Source organism: Saltatorellus ferox, from assembly GCA_007751475.1.
GTDB lineage: Bacteria > Planctomycetota > UBA1135 > UBA1135.
In genome coordinates, this window is record CP036434.1 from 1,924,197 (window position 1) to 1,939,720 (window position 15,524).

Sequence of the window (15,524 nt, forward strand, 5' to 3'; positions counted from 1 at the left end):
GGCGACCCGGCCGCCGGGCGCTACCTTCGAGCGACCTGGTGACCACGGGCTGACACGTGAGCCACCCCCAGGATGTCGTCTCCGTCGGTCAGGACGCAGTCCGAAGCCAGGTTGACGGTCGGGCATACGTGCCCGGGGACGAGCCGCAGCAGATCACCCCGCTTCGGACGCTTGCCGTCCTTCACCTGGAACACCGTGTGCTCCTCGCTCTGGCGGATCGCGACGGCGTTCGGCCACTCCAGCGCCGCTGCGATCAAGGTCGGGGTCGCCGCTTCGATGGCCTTGGATCCGGCGTCTACGGTGAAGAGATCCTCGCCGGGCAAGCTCGCCACGCGGGTGAGCACGATGGCGGCGAACTCGATGGCGTGATCCGCAAGCTGCTCGCGCGTGCGGAGGTCGTGGTAGACCACCGTGCCGGGGGAGACGCGATGGGGGAGCGTCTTCAGTACGCGGTGGTTCAGGGCAGCGGGGTAGGAAGGAGTCCCCGAGGTGATCAGCTCGCCGGGTTCGAGGCCCGCATCCGCGAGGTGCCTGTGGGCTCCGACGAGGCGGTCGTAGCAGCGGTGTGCCATTCGCTCGCGCTTCGCTCCGTCAGGGTCGTGCATGTGGCCGTCGTAGGCGTGGAGTCCGCCGAAGCGACTCCCCGCGGCGCGAGCGATCGTTTCCAGTGCCTCCAGGTCCTCGACGGAGAGACCGGTGCGGTTCATGCCCAGATCGAGATCGGCGAAGACGCCGACGGCGCCTGGGATGCCCTCGACTTGCTCCGAGGCCTCGACGAGCGTCGAGAATCGGACGGACGGAAACTCCGCGGCCAGCTCCCCGAGTCGAGCGAGCGCGGGGCCGAAGAGATGGTGGGCGACGAGGATGTCGACGGCCGCCACGTCCCCGGACGCGGACCTGCAGCTGGCCAGCACTTCGGCTTCCTTGAGCGTCGCACACTTGAACTGCAGTACGCCCGCGTCGAGGTAAAGGGACATGACTTCCGGGACCTTGACGGTCTTCACGTGCGGTCGCCAGCGATCAGGGCCGCCGACGCGCTCAAGGGTCGCCGCGATGTTGCGCCGCGCCCGGCCGAGATCGATGATCAAGGCGGGCGTCAGGAGCCCATGCCAGGGGGCCGGCAGGGAGGCCTCTACGGGGGCGAGGGGGGCCGTCATGGTGTGTCCGGGAAGGTGTCCAGATGAGGGACTTGCCACAGGATGATGACATTCTCGTCCGGCCGCGAGATCGACCCGTGGACTTTTAGGCGTCGGAGTGTCCAGCGGAGTAGTCTTCGGTAGAGACATCGTCTGGAGCCTGCTTCCTCGCAGCGGGCGTTCGGAGTCTCCTTCCGAAGTTCATCGCACCGCACATGCTTGATCGTCATCCTAGGGCCCGGTCCGCCTTCCTCACGTCCTCGCTCCGCAGGGGCCTCACGCCAGGGCTCCGCCGGGGGCAGGCACTCGTCCTCGTGGGGCTCCTGGCTGCCTGCGGCGGCGGCGGCGGCGGTGGTGACAGCGTGGGCGCCGGACTCTCCGCAGGGGCCAACCGCACGGTCCTGGCGAGTGAGGTGCTGACGTTCACGGCGACTCCGGCGACGGATTCTGGCATCACGGACTTCTCCTGGCGCCAGACCGCCGGCGCTCCGGTGGTCCTCGTGGGCCCCGAGAACCAGACCGTTCAGTTCACCGCGCCGGAAAGAGCCACGACCGTCGAGCTGGAGGTCGCAGGGCTCGGTCCGGCCGGCACCCTCGTCGCGCGCGATCGCGTGGTGATTCAGGTTCAATCGGCTCGCCCCGTGCTCCAGGCCGAACTCCGTTCGACGATCGAGATCCGCGGCGGCGGCGAGGGGCGCGCGATGGCGTCCGCGGTCCACTCTGGATCGGGCAGGCTCTTCGTCATCGACGGCGTCGGCGGTGACGTGCTCGCCTACGATGTCTCCTCGCCGGGCGCCCCGTCGTTCGTGGGCGTGCTCCCGACCCCAGCCTCGACGCTCGGATTCACTCCGGGCTACCCGGTCGCCGTCGCCGCGGGCGAAGCCGGCGCCGTCGGCATCACCTGGACCGGGGAGACGCCGGAGTTCCCGGGTGTGCTCCAGCTCGTCGACCCGAACACTCTCCAGACCCTGAACCAGGTCTCGACGACGGGCTCGAATCCCGTCGACGTCGAGGTCACCGCAGACGGCTCCCTGTTCGCGATCGCGTGCGCGGGCGATCCGCTGGAGGTCGGCGCAGGCGACGGCTTCGGCTACATCACGATCGTGCACATCCCCGCAGGAGGCGCCGCGGCGCTCGACGTCCACGGTGACATCGACCCGGTGGTGCTCAATCCGTTCGACGGAGACGAGGTCGCGCTCGCCCAATCCGGCATTCGCTTCTTCGCGAGCAGCCCCAGGGCATCGGTCGAGCTGACGCCGCGGGCCGTGGCGATCTCGCCCGACGGCGAGACCGTCTGGGCGTCCTGCCCGGAGAACGACGCGCTCGTCGTCATCGACGTCGTGAGCGGCCTGATCACCGATCTCGTTCCGCTGGAAGACCGATCGTTCGGCCCGAGCGGTGCTTCCTTCGAAGCCACGGCCCTTCGTCAGCGGCCGCTCTCCGCTCCCGCGCTCTTCACCACTCCCGCGGGCCAGTCCATTCCCTTCGGCGGCATCACTGCGCTCGTCGAAGCGACGGTGAACTCGTCTGGAATCGCGCGGATCCGGACGGTGAGCGCGGCGGGACCCGTAACCGCTCCCCAGGACCGTGACGGCGACGGTGAACTGGATCTCACGCTGGTCGACGCCAGCGCCCGTCAGGAGCTGCGGACGGTCAGTCTCACCGCTCTCGGTCCCGTCGGTGACCTCGAGCTGAGTACGCGCGAGCCCATCCTCGGCCCGGCAGGCCAAGCGGTCACCGGAAGTCCGAGCCTGCGAGCAGCGCAGCCCGGCCTCGCCTCCCACGACGAGGAAGTCCTGAACCTGGATGGGAACGTCGTCCCGACCGACGCCTACGGCGCCCGCTTCGGCGGCGCGACGCGCGTGCCGGGGTCCGACGTCTGGCTCGGAGAGATGCGCCGCAACGGACTGTGGAGGCTCAGCTCCACCGGCGCCGTGATGCAGCGCTTCGTACCCGCAGGTACGCCCGGGACTCTAGGCAGCGGCACGCTGCCGGCGGTCTTTGCGCAGCGCAGGCTGAACCTCTCGCTGCCTCCCGCCCTGCGCTACGGCGGCTTCGGCGCGGTGGCCCATTCGCCCGAACGCGGCAGCATCCTCGCGGTCACGCGCCTGCCGCTCGACAACCCGGACACCGCGGCCGACACGACGTCCCGGAACTCGCGCATCGCGCGCATGATCGAGCTCGACTCGACGTCTGGCTCCGTCGTCGGGGAGTACGCCGTCGTCCTCGAGGCGGTCGGCCACGCGTTCGAGGGCATGACGCAATTCGCCGGCTCCGGCGCCGACGACGCCGGCCTCTACCTGCTCGAGTCGTCCACCGATCCGAGCGGATTCCGCGCGATCTTCGACCTCGACCTCTCCAGCGCCACGAACCTTCGCACCCTGAGCGCGTCGGACTACGGCGCCGTCAGTGCCGTTCTGGAGTCGTCCACGCCGGAGGAGCTCGCCGAACTCGTCGTCAGCATCGTTCCAGCCGCCAAGACCCTGCGCGTCGATCTGCGCGAGGTCGGCCTCGGTGGTGGGGCCGGTCAGCCTTCCGCGCTCGTGGACTTCGCGGGGATCGGCCTTCTGGTCGGCTTCGACGATCAGTTTCAGCTCGGTGGCGCCAGCGTGAACGGGAGCACCGGCTCCATCGCAGGCCTCGGCGGTAGCGTCGCGCAGCTGGGCGTCGTGCAGCTCCAGCCGAGCAGCGCGGACTTCGCCGGCAACGCCACCATGCTCGCGCAGTCCTCGCTTCCGATCCAGGGATTGACGCAGCCGCTCGACCTCGTCGGAATCGAGATTCAGGGAGTCAGCCATGTGCTCAGCGCCGATGGTGGACGGGCTCGAGTTCTCCCTGGCTCGGGCAGCCAGAATCCCTTCGACGAGACCGCGCGGCTCGGTGGTCTGTTGCTCGACACCGGCGTCTTCACGAACGCGAGCACGCTCCAGAATCCCACCGTCGCCGGGGACCTGCGCGTCAGTCGGGTCGGCAGCGACCTCGACGACGACGGGCTCGTGGACACGCTTCTCGCCTTCGGAGGGCGCTCCATCAGCCTGCGAAGTCGCGGGGGGGATGCGCTGTGGCGGTCGAGCCGATCGCTGGAGAGGCGCGCCTTCGAGGTGAAGCCAGCGCTCGTCTCGAGCGCGGCGACGCTCTATGGCATCCGGCCGAGCAGCCTCGCGCTGGGCTCCATCGGCGGTGTTCGCGTTCTCGCGGCAGGCCTCGAGGGCGCCGGGACGGTCATGCTCTACGACCTCTCGAACCCGGGCTCGCCGCTCCTGTCCGGCGTCGGCAGCAGCGCCACGCGCCCGGTCGATCTGGACATCGCGCCGATCGCCGGGACGACGCTGTTCGTGACGGACGAAGCGCGCGGGGTGATCGAGGTTCGTCGCCTCACGCGGTCACTCTGACAGCGATTCGACGCGTCGGGCCAGAGCCGCGGTGACCAGCATGTGGGGCGGAGTCAGCGCAGCGAGGGCGACGAAGAGGGAGCGCGTCAACGACTCGATCGAGGCCGGATCGCTGGCAGCGAGGTGTCCCAGCGAGACCAGGGCTCCGGTGGCCGCCAGCACACCGACGCCGACGACGAGTCCTCGCGCGCGAAGACCGGGGCCGAGGACCGCGTCCACGGTGATGAGGTGGCGCACCGAGTGCCACGCGCAGAAGTAGACCGCGAACGAGAGCAGCGGCGGGAGGAGCACGAAGGTGGCGGTGAGCAGCCCGAGTTCCAGGAGCCCGCCATGGATCCCGCGCTGGGTCCCTCGCTGGATCCCTCTCCGGGGCGAGGCTTCGCTGCGTCCGGCGCCGAAGTAACCCGTCACGACGCAGGCGGCCCAGACGGCCAGTGCCGCGGGCCGGGCGCTGATCAGCCAGGGTTCCACCGACGCGCGCGGAAGGTCGAGCAACCAGCCGAACACCTCCGCGACGTTCCCCGGATGCGCCGCCGCCGGCAGGATGATCGGGGCGGCTCCATGGGCCACCACGCGTGCCCACTGGCGCCATGGGGAGCGGCTCACCCTGGATCGTGGAGCATCGCCCAGACCGAAATGCAGGGCGGAGGTCGCGAGGAAGAGCGCGAGTCCCAGCGGCGCGGAGAGCGCCCAGAGGAGCACCACCGCCAGGGCCATGCCGATGTAGAGGCCCAGGAAGCGTCCGAGGTTCAGCTCGCTCCGGTCGGCGCTTCGGAGCGCAGCAACGAGCGGGTCGAGCGCGCCGTGGGGGAAGCCGAGTAGCCCTACCGCCAGGCCGACGATGATCATCTGCCCCTTCAGGGAGAGCGCGGGCATCCACAGCGCCGAAGCGCAGGCGATCAGGGTGACCGCCGACGCCCAGCGTCTGTGCGTGAGGTCTCGCGCTTCCAGCTGTTCGGTGAGGACGGTCATCGCGAGGTGGCGACGCGCAGGGCCTCGCGTGCGAAGGGCAGCTTGGGCATGGAGCCGATCACGCGGATCCGATCGGAAACGGTCGCGCGCTCCATCAGGAACCTCACGAGCACGTCGGGCTCGATCGAGCGGAACAGCCGCTGGAAGATCTTCGGTCCGCGCTCCGGATGCCGGCGAAGGAACGACAGGAAGACGTCGTCGAGCCAGCCGTCGGTGCGCGAGCGGGGCCGCGCGATGTCGGGCTCAGCGCGCCCCAGCAGCGTGTCGGCGAGGGCCGCGGCGGTGCGCTGGATCGTGTGGAAGGCGTAGCCGCTGCTGGGTTTGACCGCGCCGCCGGGGGTGCCGAGCCGAATCACGCGGCCGCGCGACTCCGCTGCAAAGTGGTTCTGCGAACGGTTCGTCGAACCTTGCTGGTCGTTCCTTGCCACGCCGTGCATCGGAATGACCCCCTGCTCGACGTAGTCGACCGATGTCATCCGCGTGCCGAGCCGCGCCGTGACGTACTCGCCGATGCGTGCCTCGTACGCTGCACGCTCCAGGGGACGCGTGGAGAGCACGGTCGACTCGATGAGCGCGCGCGTCCTGGAGAAGGGCAGCACGTACATGAAGTGAATCCCGTCTTCCTGGGAGACGTCGAAGTCCATCAGCGTCGCGGTTCCCGGCTCGAAGACCTCGTCGGCCGTCGTGATCTCCTGGCCGAGGAAGTGCTGGAGCAGCGCGCCCGGCGGCGCGTCTTCGCGTGGTGGTGGTCTCGTATCGATGACCGTGGTGGCCTCGATGGAACCCGAGTCGGTCGATAGCGCGAAGGCGGCCCCAGCCTGCCGCATGGCGAGGACCTCGACGCCCGTTCGAAGGTCCACGGCGCTGGAGCGTTCGAGGCGCTCGCGGGCGTGGGCGTAGAAGCGGTCCGCTCTCAGGTGTTCATAGCGGTAGGATCCTGACGCGTGCAGGACGTCCACGCCGCGATGGCGCACCGACCAGCGCGACCATGCGTGGTCGACGCAGGACGAGAAGGAATGCGGGGCCAGGGCCCACCCGCACCATGTCCGATCGCGTTCATAGCTCGTCCGGCGCTCGAGGACCACGACCCTGCGCCCGCGCAGATCGCCGGCGGCGAGCTGTACGGCGAGGCTCAGGCCAGCGCATCCGCCGCCGAGGATCGCGATGTCCGCACGCTCGCTCATCCGGCGAGGGGATCGGCGCCCGGTTTGCCGTGGAGGGCGACGTGGAGGCCGGGGAGGTGCCGGGGCTCGCGGCCGCCGCGCCCTGCCAGAGCGATACGGACGGCGGCTCCGGCCGCTCGCGCCAGATGAACGAACTTGCCGGCGGCGCCCACGTGAACTCTCTCGGGGAGTCGATTCTTCGGTGTCGCCAGGACCTTGCCGCCGATCGCCTCGTAGCAGCGAGAGGCCGTCAGCACGGCGGCGCGCGCTCTGGCAGGGAGGTGGACCATCCCGGCGTCAGCGCTTCGATAGTAGCGGTCCGCGAGCGCGAGGAGACGTTCGACGGCGGCTCTGGCTCGACACTCCGTGTCACCGGCGCGCGCCGCCAGCTGCGCGGGATCGAGGGCTCCTCCGGTCCACTCGGCGGGCAGGTAGACCCGGCCCCGTCGCGCATCCTCCATCACGTCGCGGCAGATGTTGGTGAGCTGCATGCCGACGCCCAGGTCAACGGCGAACGGCAGCGCGTCGCGGTCCTTCACCTCGAAGAGCGCGCACATCGTCAGGCCGACCGTGCCCGCCACGCGGTAGCCGTAGCGCAGGAGTTCGTCCACGGATTCGTACGGGCGCGGAACGAGGTCCTGCTCGACGCCCGCCAGGAACTCCTGGATGACGAGCGGGTCCGCGGGGCGGCGTTCGCAGAAGCGAAGGTAGCCCTGGACGGCAGGATCCGCGCTACGTCGAGCGATCAGGTCGGCCCGCACCCGCGCCAGGTCCCGACGCGCTGCGGCTTCGGGCTGCTCGTCGACGACGTCGTCGACGAAGCGGAAGAAGCCGTACAAGAGCTCCACGTCCTCGGCGGCGCGGCGGCCCAGCAAAAGGTGCGCGAGGTGAAAGGTCGAGCCGTGCTGCGCCAGCGAGCGCCGTCCCTCGGCGACCAGCTCGTCGTGAGCCTCGCGCGCGGCGGGGTCGGCGCTGGCGGCCGAAGGAGAGGCAGCGGGCTGCAAATCAGGACCTCGCGGGCTCCGGTACGACGCGGTCGAGGATCTTGGCAGAGCAGAGCACGCCGGGCATCCCGGCACCGGGGTGCGTGCCGGCGCCGACGAGGTAGAGGTCCTCGACGTCCTCCGACACGTTGTGGAACCGGAACCAGGCGGACTGCCGGAAGATCGGCTGGATCGAGAACCCTGAGCCCTTGTGGGAGAGGAAGCGGGATTCGAACGTCTTCGGCGTGACGAAGAAGTCCTCGGTGATGGTGTCACGGAGGCCCGGGAGAATCCGGTCGTCGAGGAAGTCGACGAGTCGGTCGCGGAGTTCGGGGCCAGCCACCGACCAGTCGATGTCGGCCTCGAGGTTGGGCACCGGAACGAGCGCGTAAAACCCGTCCTTGCCCTCGGGCGCCAGCGAGGGGTCCGTGGCCGTCGGCCTGTGCAGGTAGACGCTGAAGTCCTCGGTCAGCACCTGCTTGTGGAAGATGTCCTTCAGCAAACCCTTGAACCGCGGCCCGAGGACGATGGTGTGGTGGGGGACGTCCGGGTAGCGCTGGTTCGTTCCGAAGTACAGGACGAAGAGACCCATCGAGTACTTCAGGCGATCCACGCGCCGATCGGTCCAGCGCCGACGATGGCGTGCGTCGATCATGTGGCGATAGAGGAAGGGCGGATCTCCATTCACCACGACGACATCGGCCTCCAGCCGTTCGCCGGATTCGAGCACGACGCCGCGCGCCGCCCCGCGTTCCACGACGAGCTCCGCTACCGTGGAGTCGCCGCGGAACTGCACGCCTTCCTCCTCGATCAGACGCGCGATTCCGTCGACGAGCGCCCCGGTGCCACCCATGGGGAAGTGGACTCCCCAGCGTCGCTCGAGGAAGTGAATCAGCGCGTAGATCGAGGTCGTATCGAAGGGATTGCCACCGACCAGAAGCGGGTGGATGCAGAAGGCCTGGCGCAGCTGCTCGTTCTTCAGGAAGCTCCCGACGAGCTGACTGACAGTCTTGTAGCTCTTGAGGCGGAGGAGCGCAGGCAGCGTGCGCAGCATCGTGCCGAAGCGGTGGAAGGGCTGGTCAGCGAGTTCCGTGAACCCCTTGTCGAAGATCTTCTCCGACATGGCGACCAGTCGCCGGTAGCCCTCGACGTCGGACGGCTCGAACCGAGCGATTTCCTGGAGCGTGTTCTCCAGCGAACCGCCGTAGTCGAAGGTCTTGCCATCGGCGAACTGGTAGCGATACCAGGGCTCGACGGGCACGAGGTCCACGTAGTCATCGAGGTTCTTCTCGAACAGCTCGAAGAGTTCTCGGAAGAGAAATGGAGCGGTCACGACCGTGGGGCCAGCGTCGAAGGTGAAGCCGCCGCGGCGATAGACCTGAGCGCGCCCGCCCGGGCGTGACAGGCGGTCGAGGAGCGTGACGTCGTAGCCGCGGGCTCTCAGGCGGAGCGCGGCGGCCATACCGCCGAAGCCCGCACCAACGACAACGGCGCGTCTGCCCTGGCGTCGCTGCCGATCGGCATGCGGCATCGCGCTGCGATCGGCCCGGATGGGTTCAGCTTCGATGGAGGAAGTGAGTCTGAAGAACGGCATGGCAGAGTCAGACCTGCTGCTGGGAGAGGGCAGCGTCAGCGGAGGCGAAGCGGTCGCGGAAGAGGAGTCCACGCGTCGTGTCCCGGACTTCCTCGGCGATATCCTCGAGCACATCGCGGAGTCCTTCGGGGAGGACTCGCCCGGCCGTGACCGCTCGCTCCAGGACATCCTCCTGATGGCGAAGCGTCGCTTCGATCCCGGGCCCGGCGACGATTCGTTCGGCTTGCTCCTCGAACGGCATCCGATCGAAGTGTCCTTCCAGGATCCCGTCGAGCGCCGTGGAGCGTGGGCGTGGGGCGCGCTCGGCCGCCAGCGCGAGTCGCGTGTGGAGAACGACGGCGGAGAGGCGCTTGTCGCGCAGATCGCTTCCTGCGGCTCGTCCCTTCGCACCGGTGACGTCCGCGAGGTCGTCGTAGATCTGGAACGCGACTCCGAGAAGGGCGAACGCCTCGGACGCGGCCTGCGCCATCGGCCCGGGTCCGTGGAGGTGGGTGCAGACGAGCGCCGGAGGAAGGGCGAAGAGCAGGCCCGTTTTCTCGCGCGCGAGCTCCTCGTAGGCGGGAATCGTCCACTCGATCGCGAGTTGCTGCGTTCCGTCCGAGCCTTGACCACGGGCGAGGCCTGCCACGCAGCTGGCGAGGGTTCGCAGCATGGGGCCGAGCTGGGCGCTCGGAACATCGGCGAGTGATCCGAAGGCGCGCGCGATCAGCGCGTCGCCCAGCAAGAGCGCCGTCGATCGGTCGTAGGCTGCCCAGACGGCGAGTTCGCCGCGGCGCTCACGATCTCCGTCCTGCAGGTCGTCGTGGACGAGCGATGCATTGTGCAGCAGCTCCACCGCGATGGCGATGGGCAGTGAGTCCGAGAAAGCGCAGCCGAGCCCCATTCCTGCGGCGAGCGAGAGCCGTCCGCGGAGGCGCTTGCCGCCGCCGAGTAGATGGTGGCGACCCGCCTCCTCCAGGCACCCCAGCCCCTCGACCGCGCGCAGTAGCCCGCGCTCCAGCTCTTCGGCTCGGCCCGAAACGGTGCGCCAGGCACCTAGCGATGGCACGGCGCGCAGCTCATTCTCGTGGGACGTTCGCTGGATCGATCGCATGGGGGGGCTGGCGTGGGCCAAGAAGGGGAGAACGACGTCACTGGAGACGGGCCGAAGGTGCGTGGGCGGCGCCGCTGTCGACGCCGCCCGTCCAGAAGCCAAGTTCAGGCGGCGAGAGGCTCGGTCGTCGCGCCGTGGCCTTCTTGCTCGGTGCGTGCCGCGGCGATCATGTAGATGACGACGCCGAAGCCTGCCTTGGCCGTGATGTCGGCGATGGTGTAGCCGACCTGCAGGAAGACCTCACCGGTCGCGCCGCCGAGGCCGAGGACCGGAGCCAGGAAGGAGATCGGGTAGAACAGCCAGGTCACGATGAGCACGTTGCGCGCGAGGCCGAGGAGGCTCCCGACGCGGCCCGGGTTCGCCGCGATGACCGGGCCCATCTTGCTGAAGAGCGCCGCGTAGATGTACAGGTACGGAACCATGGCGGCCGCCCACCAGACCCACTTGGTCGTCGCGTTGTCACTGACCTCGCCCGGGTAGCCGAAGGCGATCATGAGGACGGCGGCGATGACCAGCTTGGTCAGAAGCGAGCGTGCCTCGTCCTTGGCGAGCGCCATCACGGCGACGAGTTCGACGAGCAGGAGCGGCACGGTGATCAGCCAGTCGGCGTAGCGGTAGGCGTCGTTGAAGAACGCACCGCTGGCCGTGTAGGCACCCTCGCCGCTGAGCATGAACGCACCTTCCCAGCTCTGGAAGATCCGGAAGTAGTGGTAGCCCGCGATCCAGACGACGATGGCCGAGACGAGGAGCGCCGGACGGTAGCGGTGCGCCACGTGGGCCCTGGACCCGTAGAAGAACAGGCCAGCAGCGAGCATCGTCGCCACCGTGAGGGAGAGGAGGTTGTAGACCAGCTGGAACTGGCCGGGTGTGAGATCAGGCATGGGGTTGGATGTCCTTCGTGGTGGGAGCGAAAACTTTCAAAACTAGCATTCGGTCAAGGCAGCCTTCGCTGGGCTGGAAGCTCCGGTGGCACATAATTGGAAGATCGCGAAAAAAAACTCCCGTAACTCTCATGTCGCGCGCTGATCGCCACTGCATCATCCAGACGCAGCCCTTGGGCGAATCAGCGCGGTACCGCATGTCACACATCTCCACCAAGGACGCAGCCCTCGCGCTCGGCGTCAGCGAATCCTCCATTCGCCGCTGGGTCGACCGCGGGGCGCTGAAAGGCGAGCGAACCGAGGGGGGCCACCGTCGAATCAGGACGAGCGATCTCGTCTCCTATGCGACGAGCCAGGGCCTCACCTGGCATCGCGGCGTGCCACCTGCGTCTTCCCGTCCACTTGGGGGCATCGATTCCAAGCTGGACGAGGTCATCACAGCGCTGGTCGAGGCTGATTTCGAGGGCGCGAAGAGGCTCGTGCTGGCACTTCATGCCGCGGGCCACGGGCTCGGGCCACTCTTCGATCTATTGATCACGCCTGCGATGGCTTGCATAGGCGACAGGTGGCACGGTGGACGTGAGGGCATCCTCGACGAGCATGCGGCCACGGCCGTCACCGCGGCCGTGATTCGGTGCCTTCGCGACGTTGATTCCTCGCGTGTGGGGCCGGTATCGATCGGAGGAGCCATCGAAGGCGATCCGTACTCGCTGCCATCCCAGATGGCCGACACCATCCTGCACGGTCTGGGATACTCCTCGTTCGATCTCGGGCCGAACACGCCCGTCGCCACGATCGGGGAAGCCGCCGTCAGGAAGCGTGCTCAGCTCGTCTGGATCAGCGTCAACTCCGTCAGGGACCCGGTCACCCAGCGGAAGGAGATCCTCGACACCCTGGAGGCACACGCGTCGAGGGACAGGCGCTTCCTCCTCGGCGGACGCGCCCTGGCAGAGCTGCGAGTGCCTGCCATGGATCACGTTCACCAGGTCGCGAGCATGCGCGAGCTGGAGGCCATCGCGGCGCGTTGAAGCACGGCGGGAAGGCGAGCCGTCTCGCTATTTGGGGCTCGAATCCCCGCCTGACTCGCCGTTGGAGCGGTGGTGCAGGAGCGTCACGGCAAGAACGAAGAGTCTCCCGAGCGCATCGGCTCCCACGTCCGCCGTCGCCCTGGAGCGTTCCGAGGGACCTTTGCGGCCAGACGCCGGACGATGGTGGCAGCCGGTCACCCCTATCGGGTCCAATCAGGGCCGTATGGCTTCCGTTCAGGAGACGATCGATGCGAGCGGGGTTCGCGGGCTCCGGCTGAGCGGCGAGTTTCGACTGGAAACCGCCGCCGAGCTTCGCCGTGAAGTTCTCGCCGCCATCGACCGAGGGCCCCTCGAACTCATCGATCTGAGCGGGGTCGAGCGGCTGGAGGGGAGCGCTGCTTCGGTGCTGGCCGACGCTCTCTGCACCACCGGTCAGATGCCGGAGATGGTGGGGGCGCGGCCGGACGTTCGGGCGATCCTCGACCTCTACACGGACAGCGGGCAGTGCCCCGCAAGGCTGCCCGCGCCGCCGCGCGTTCACTTCTTCGACCAGGTCGGGGCGTCAACGCTGGAGATCGTGGGCATCGTCCAGCACATGCTCGCCTTCGTGGCCCAGGCGTCCGGAGCCGCCCTTGGTGCGGTCCGGAATCCGCGCTCCATCCAGTGGGGCAGCGTCCTGCGTCAGATCGAGCGTCACGGCGCTGACGGTCTACCGATCGTCGCCGTCATCGGATCGCTCATGGGCTTGATAACCGCCTTCCAGGCGGCCGTTCAGCTCCGCAAGTTCGGCGCTGATTCCTTCGTGGCCGACCTCGTCAGCCTCTCGTTGACGCGAGAGCTGGCGCCTCTCATGACGGCCATCGTCGTGGCGGGGCGCTCTGGCGCGGCCATCGCGGCCGAGATCGGAACGATGAAGGTCTCGGAGGAGATCGACGCGCTCCATACGCTGGGCATCTGCCCGCACCGCTACCTCGTGTTCCCGCGCATGCTGGCGCTCATCGTGGCTCTGCCGCTCCTGACGCTGGTCGCCGACATGCTCGGCATTTTCAGCGGCGCGGTCGTTGCGACGGCCACCCTGGAAGTCAGCTTCGGGCAGTTCGTTCAGTCAGCGCGCGCTGCGCTCGTTCCGTCGGACATCCTCGGCGGCCTCGTCAAGGCCGCCGTCTTCGGCGGGCTCATTGCGGGGCTCGCTGCGGAGCGAGGCTTGAGCGCACGCGGCGGGGCTGAGGGGGTTGGACGAGTCACCACGTCCGCCGTCGTCGGTACGCTGTTCTGGCTGGTTCTAGCGGACGCGATCTTCGCGCTCTTCTTCAACGTTTGGGGGCTGCAGTAGCGATGGGCGCTCCCGAAATCCTCTCGTCCCGCGGCGGCTCGTTGCCTGGATTCATCCATGCGAGAGAATTGTCCATCGGCTACGGCAAGCCGCTGATGGAGAACCTCGACTTCACGATCGGGAAGGGCGAAGTGTTCTTGATCCTCGGCGGCTCGGGAACCGGGAAGTCAACGCTCTTGAAGACGCTCTTCGGTCGCCTCGCCCCGCTCGCGGGCAGCGTCGAGATCGCGGGCGTCGGCGATCCGGCCAGGCTTCAGGGCCACAGGCCGCGCTTCGGCGTCAGCTTCCAGGGCGGCGCGCTCTTCGGGTCACTGACGATCGCGCAGAACGTGGCGTTGCCTCTCGAGCAGTGGACGAGTCTGGACGCGCGCACGATCGCCGGGATCGTGGATGGCAAGCTGCGCCTCGTCGGCCTCGAGGGCGCAGGCGATCGCCTCCCGTCCGAGCTCTCTGGTGGCATGCAGAAGCGTGCGGGCATCGCGCGCGCGCTCGCGCTGGAGAACGATCTGCTCTTCCTCGACGAGCCGTCCGCGGGGCTGGATCCGATCACGTCGTCCGAGCTCGACGACTTGCTGATCGCGCTCAACCGTTCACTCGGTCTGACGCTCGTCATCGTGACCCATGAACTCGAGAGCATCTTCAAGATCGGAACGCGCGCGATCCTGCTGGATCGAAAGACGCGTGGCATCGTGGCGGACGGCGATCCGCGAGTGCTTCGGGACGAGAGCTTCGATCCGCGAGTTCGAGCGTTCTTCCACCGGGAGTCGGTCAGCGGTCGCCGCGAGGCTCAGACTGATTCGGTCCAAGGGGAGTTGCTGAGTTCGACTCCGAGACCCCAACCAGCGGAGGAGCCCTTCACCAAAGATCTTCCGCCTATCGTCCGCGAGGACCCCTTCCGAGGCGAATACCTATGAGTGCGCAGGCTACGAATGAATGGAAGGTTGGCGCTTTTGTCGTGGGGGGCGTGACGCTTTTGATCCTTGCTCTCTTCTGGCTGGGAGCGAGCCGGCTGACCGAGGATGTGGACGAGCGAATCACGTACTTCGATGAGTCTGTGCAGGGGCTGGAGGTCGGTGCGCCGATCAAGATCCGCGGCGTGACCATTGGCAAGGTGACCGAAATCGTGCTGGCTCCGGATCGCCGTTTGGTAGAGGTTCACTTCCAGGCCAGAGTGGCGGAGTTGCGCAAGATCGGAGCTCTCGGGGCGCACGAAGACAAGGATGGAGAGGTTTCACCCGAGATGCGGATCGTCGTCGCGTCCCAGGGCATCACGGGCGTGAAGTTCCTCGAGGCGGACTTCTTTCCTCCGGACACGCCGACGGTGGAGCTGTCCTTCAAGGCTCCAGGCGGCTACATCCCCTCTGCGCCCTCCACGCTGAAGAGCCTGGAGGACGCTCTCCGTGGCCTGGGAGACGAGATTCCCCTGGCGATTCGAGACTTCCGCTCGATGGCCGTCACGCTCGACGAGCGCCTGGCCTCGCTCGATACCCACGCGATCAGCCATTCGCTGGTGGGGCTGTCGGATGAGCTGCGCGGAGCGCTTCAGGGGACGTCGGAGGCAGGACTGGGTTTCGAACTTCGCGGCCTGATCTCGGACCTTCGGACGACAGCCCACGGCGTCGACACCACGCTCGCGAGCCTTTCCGGGGAGTCGGGTGCGCTCACTTCGGCTTCGATCAGCGTCGATGCTCTGGCGACGGACCTGCGCGCGTCTCTTGCCAAGGCGGATCAGCTTTTGGACGGAATCGACCTGGCCGGTATGCTCGACTCGATTCGTGGCGCGGCCGACTCGACCCGGCGTGTGACGGACGGCCTCGCTCCCGCCTCCCAGTCCATGCCAGAGGTTCTGCGCGACCTGCGCGCCATGATGCGCAAGATCGAGGCGCTCGCTTCGCTCCTGGAGCGCGACCCCGGCGTTCTCCTGCGCGGGCGAGGCTGAGGTGCGCGCC

12 protein-coding genes are annotated in these 15,524 nt (G+C 68.2%); 5 read left to right on the forward strand and 7 right to left on the reverse strand.

Going from position 1 to position 15,524, the window contains the following annotated elements; genetic code table 11:
- Positions 1 to 20 precede the first annotated feature (20 nt).
- Complete coding sequence (locus tag Poly30_RS06945) at positions 21 to 1,157, reverse strand: alanine racemase (protein ID WP_419191066.1); 1,137 nt, start codon at positions 1,155 to 1,157, stop codon at positions 21 to 23.
- 194 nt (positions 1,158 to 1,351) lie between these two features.
- On the opposite strand from Poly30_RS06945, the gene Poly30_RS06950 reads away from it, so the two are divergent.
- Positions 1,352 to 4,528: a choice-of-anchor I domain-containing protein gene (locus tag Poly30_RS06950; protein ID WP_145195641.1), complete on the forward strand. Its 3,177-nt coding sequence runs from the start codon at positions 1,352 to 1,354 to the stop codon at positions 4,526 to 4,528.
- Here the strand turns inward: Poly30_RS06950 and Poly30_RS06955 are convergent.
- The 6 genes from Poly30_RS06955 to Poly30_RS06980 form a co-directional block, all read right to left on the reverse strand.
- The gene (locus Poly30_RS06955; RefSeq protein WP_145195646.1) at positions 4,520 to 5,500 is read right to left on the reverse strand and encodes a Brp/Blh family beta-carotene 15,15'-dioxygenase; all 981 of its coding nucleotides are present in this window, start codon (positions 5,498 to 5,500) and stop codon (positions 4,520 to 4,522) included. The two genes, Poly30_RS06950 and Poly30_RS06955, sit on opposite strands and share 9 nt — an antisense overlap.
- Positions 5,497 to 6,684, reverse strand: coding sequence for a lycopene cyclase family protein (locus tag Poly30_RS06960; RefSeq protein WP_145195648.1), 1,188 nt, complete (start codon positions 6,682 to 6,684; stop codon positions 5,497 to 5,499). Before Poly30_RS06960 ends, Poly30_RS06955 begins: the two co-directional genes overlap by 4 nt.
- The gene (locus Poly30_RS06965) at positions 6,681 to 7,667 is read right to left on the reverse strand and encodes a phytoene/squalene synthase family protein (protein WP_419191067.1); all 987 of its coding nucleotides are present in this window, start codon (positions 7,665 to 7,667) and stop codon (positions 6,681 to 6,683) included. Before Poly30_RS06965 ends, Poly30_RS06960 begins: the two co-directional genes overlap by 4 nt.
- 1 nt (position 7,668) lies before the next feature.
- Positions 7,669 to 9,177, reverse strand: coding sequence for a phytoene desaturase family protein (gene crtI / locus Poly30_RS06970; protein WP_145205993.1), 1,509 nt, complete (start codon positions 9,175 to 9,177; stop codon positions 7,669 to 7,671).
- 70 nt (positions 9,178 to 9,247) lie between these two features.
- The gene (locus tag Poly30_RS06975; RefSeq protein WP_145195652.1) at positions 9,248 to 10,333 is read right to left on the reverse strand and encodes a polyprenyl synthetase family protein; all 1,086 of its coding nucleotides are present in this window, start codon (positions 10,331 to 10,333) and stop codon (positions 9,248 to 9,250) included.
- A gap of 104 nt (positions 10,334 to 10,437) precedes the next feature.
- Entirely contained in the window at positions 10,438 to 11,214 is a 777-nt protein-coding gene (locus Poly30_RS06980; RefSeq protein ID WP_145195654.1) for a bacteriorhodopsin-like, read from the reverse strand.
- A 197-nt stretch (positions 11,215 to 11,411) separates the two neighbouring features.
- On the opposite strand from Poly30_RS06980, the gene Poly30_RS06985 reads away from it, so the two are divergent.
- From Poly30_RS06985 to Poly30_RS07000, 4 genes are all read left to right on the forward strand, one after another.
- Positions 11,412 to 12,242, forward strand: coding sequence for a helix-turn-helix domain-containing protein (locus Poly30_RS06985; protein ID WP_419191068.1), 831 nt, complete (start codon positions 11,412 to 11,414; stop codon positions 12,240 to 12,242).
- Positions 12,243 to 12,465: 223 nt separating this feature from the next.
- Positions 12,466 to 13,575 (forward strand): MlaE family lipid ABC transporter permease subunit, encoded by a 1,110-nt coding sequence (locus Poly30_RS06990; RefSeq protein WP_145195658.1) that lies wholly within the window; start codon positions 12,466 to 12,468, stop codon positions 13,573 to 13,575.
- 2 nt (positions 13,576 to 13,577) lie between these two features.
- Positions 13,578 to 14,489: an ABC transporter ATP-binding protein gene (locus Poly30_RS06995; protein ID WP_145195660.1), complete on the forward strand. Its 912-nt coding sequence runs from the start codon at positions 13,578 to 13,580 to the stop codon at positions 14,487 to 14,489.
- 50 nt (positions 14,490 to 14,539) lie between these two features.
- Positions 14,540 to 15,514, forward strand: a complete 975-nt coding sequence (locus Poly30_RS07000) for an MlaD family protein (RefSeq protein ID WP_419191069.1) — start codon at positions 14,540 to 14,542, stop codon at positions 15,512 to 15,514.
- Positions 15,515 to 15,524 lie beyond the last annotated feature (10 nt).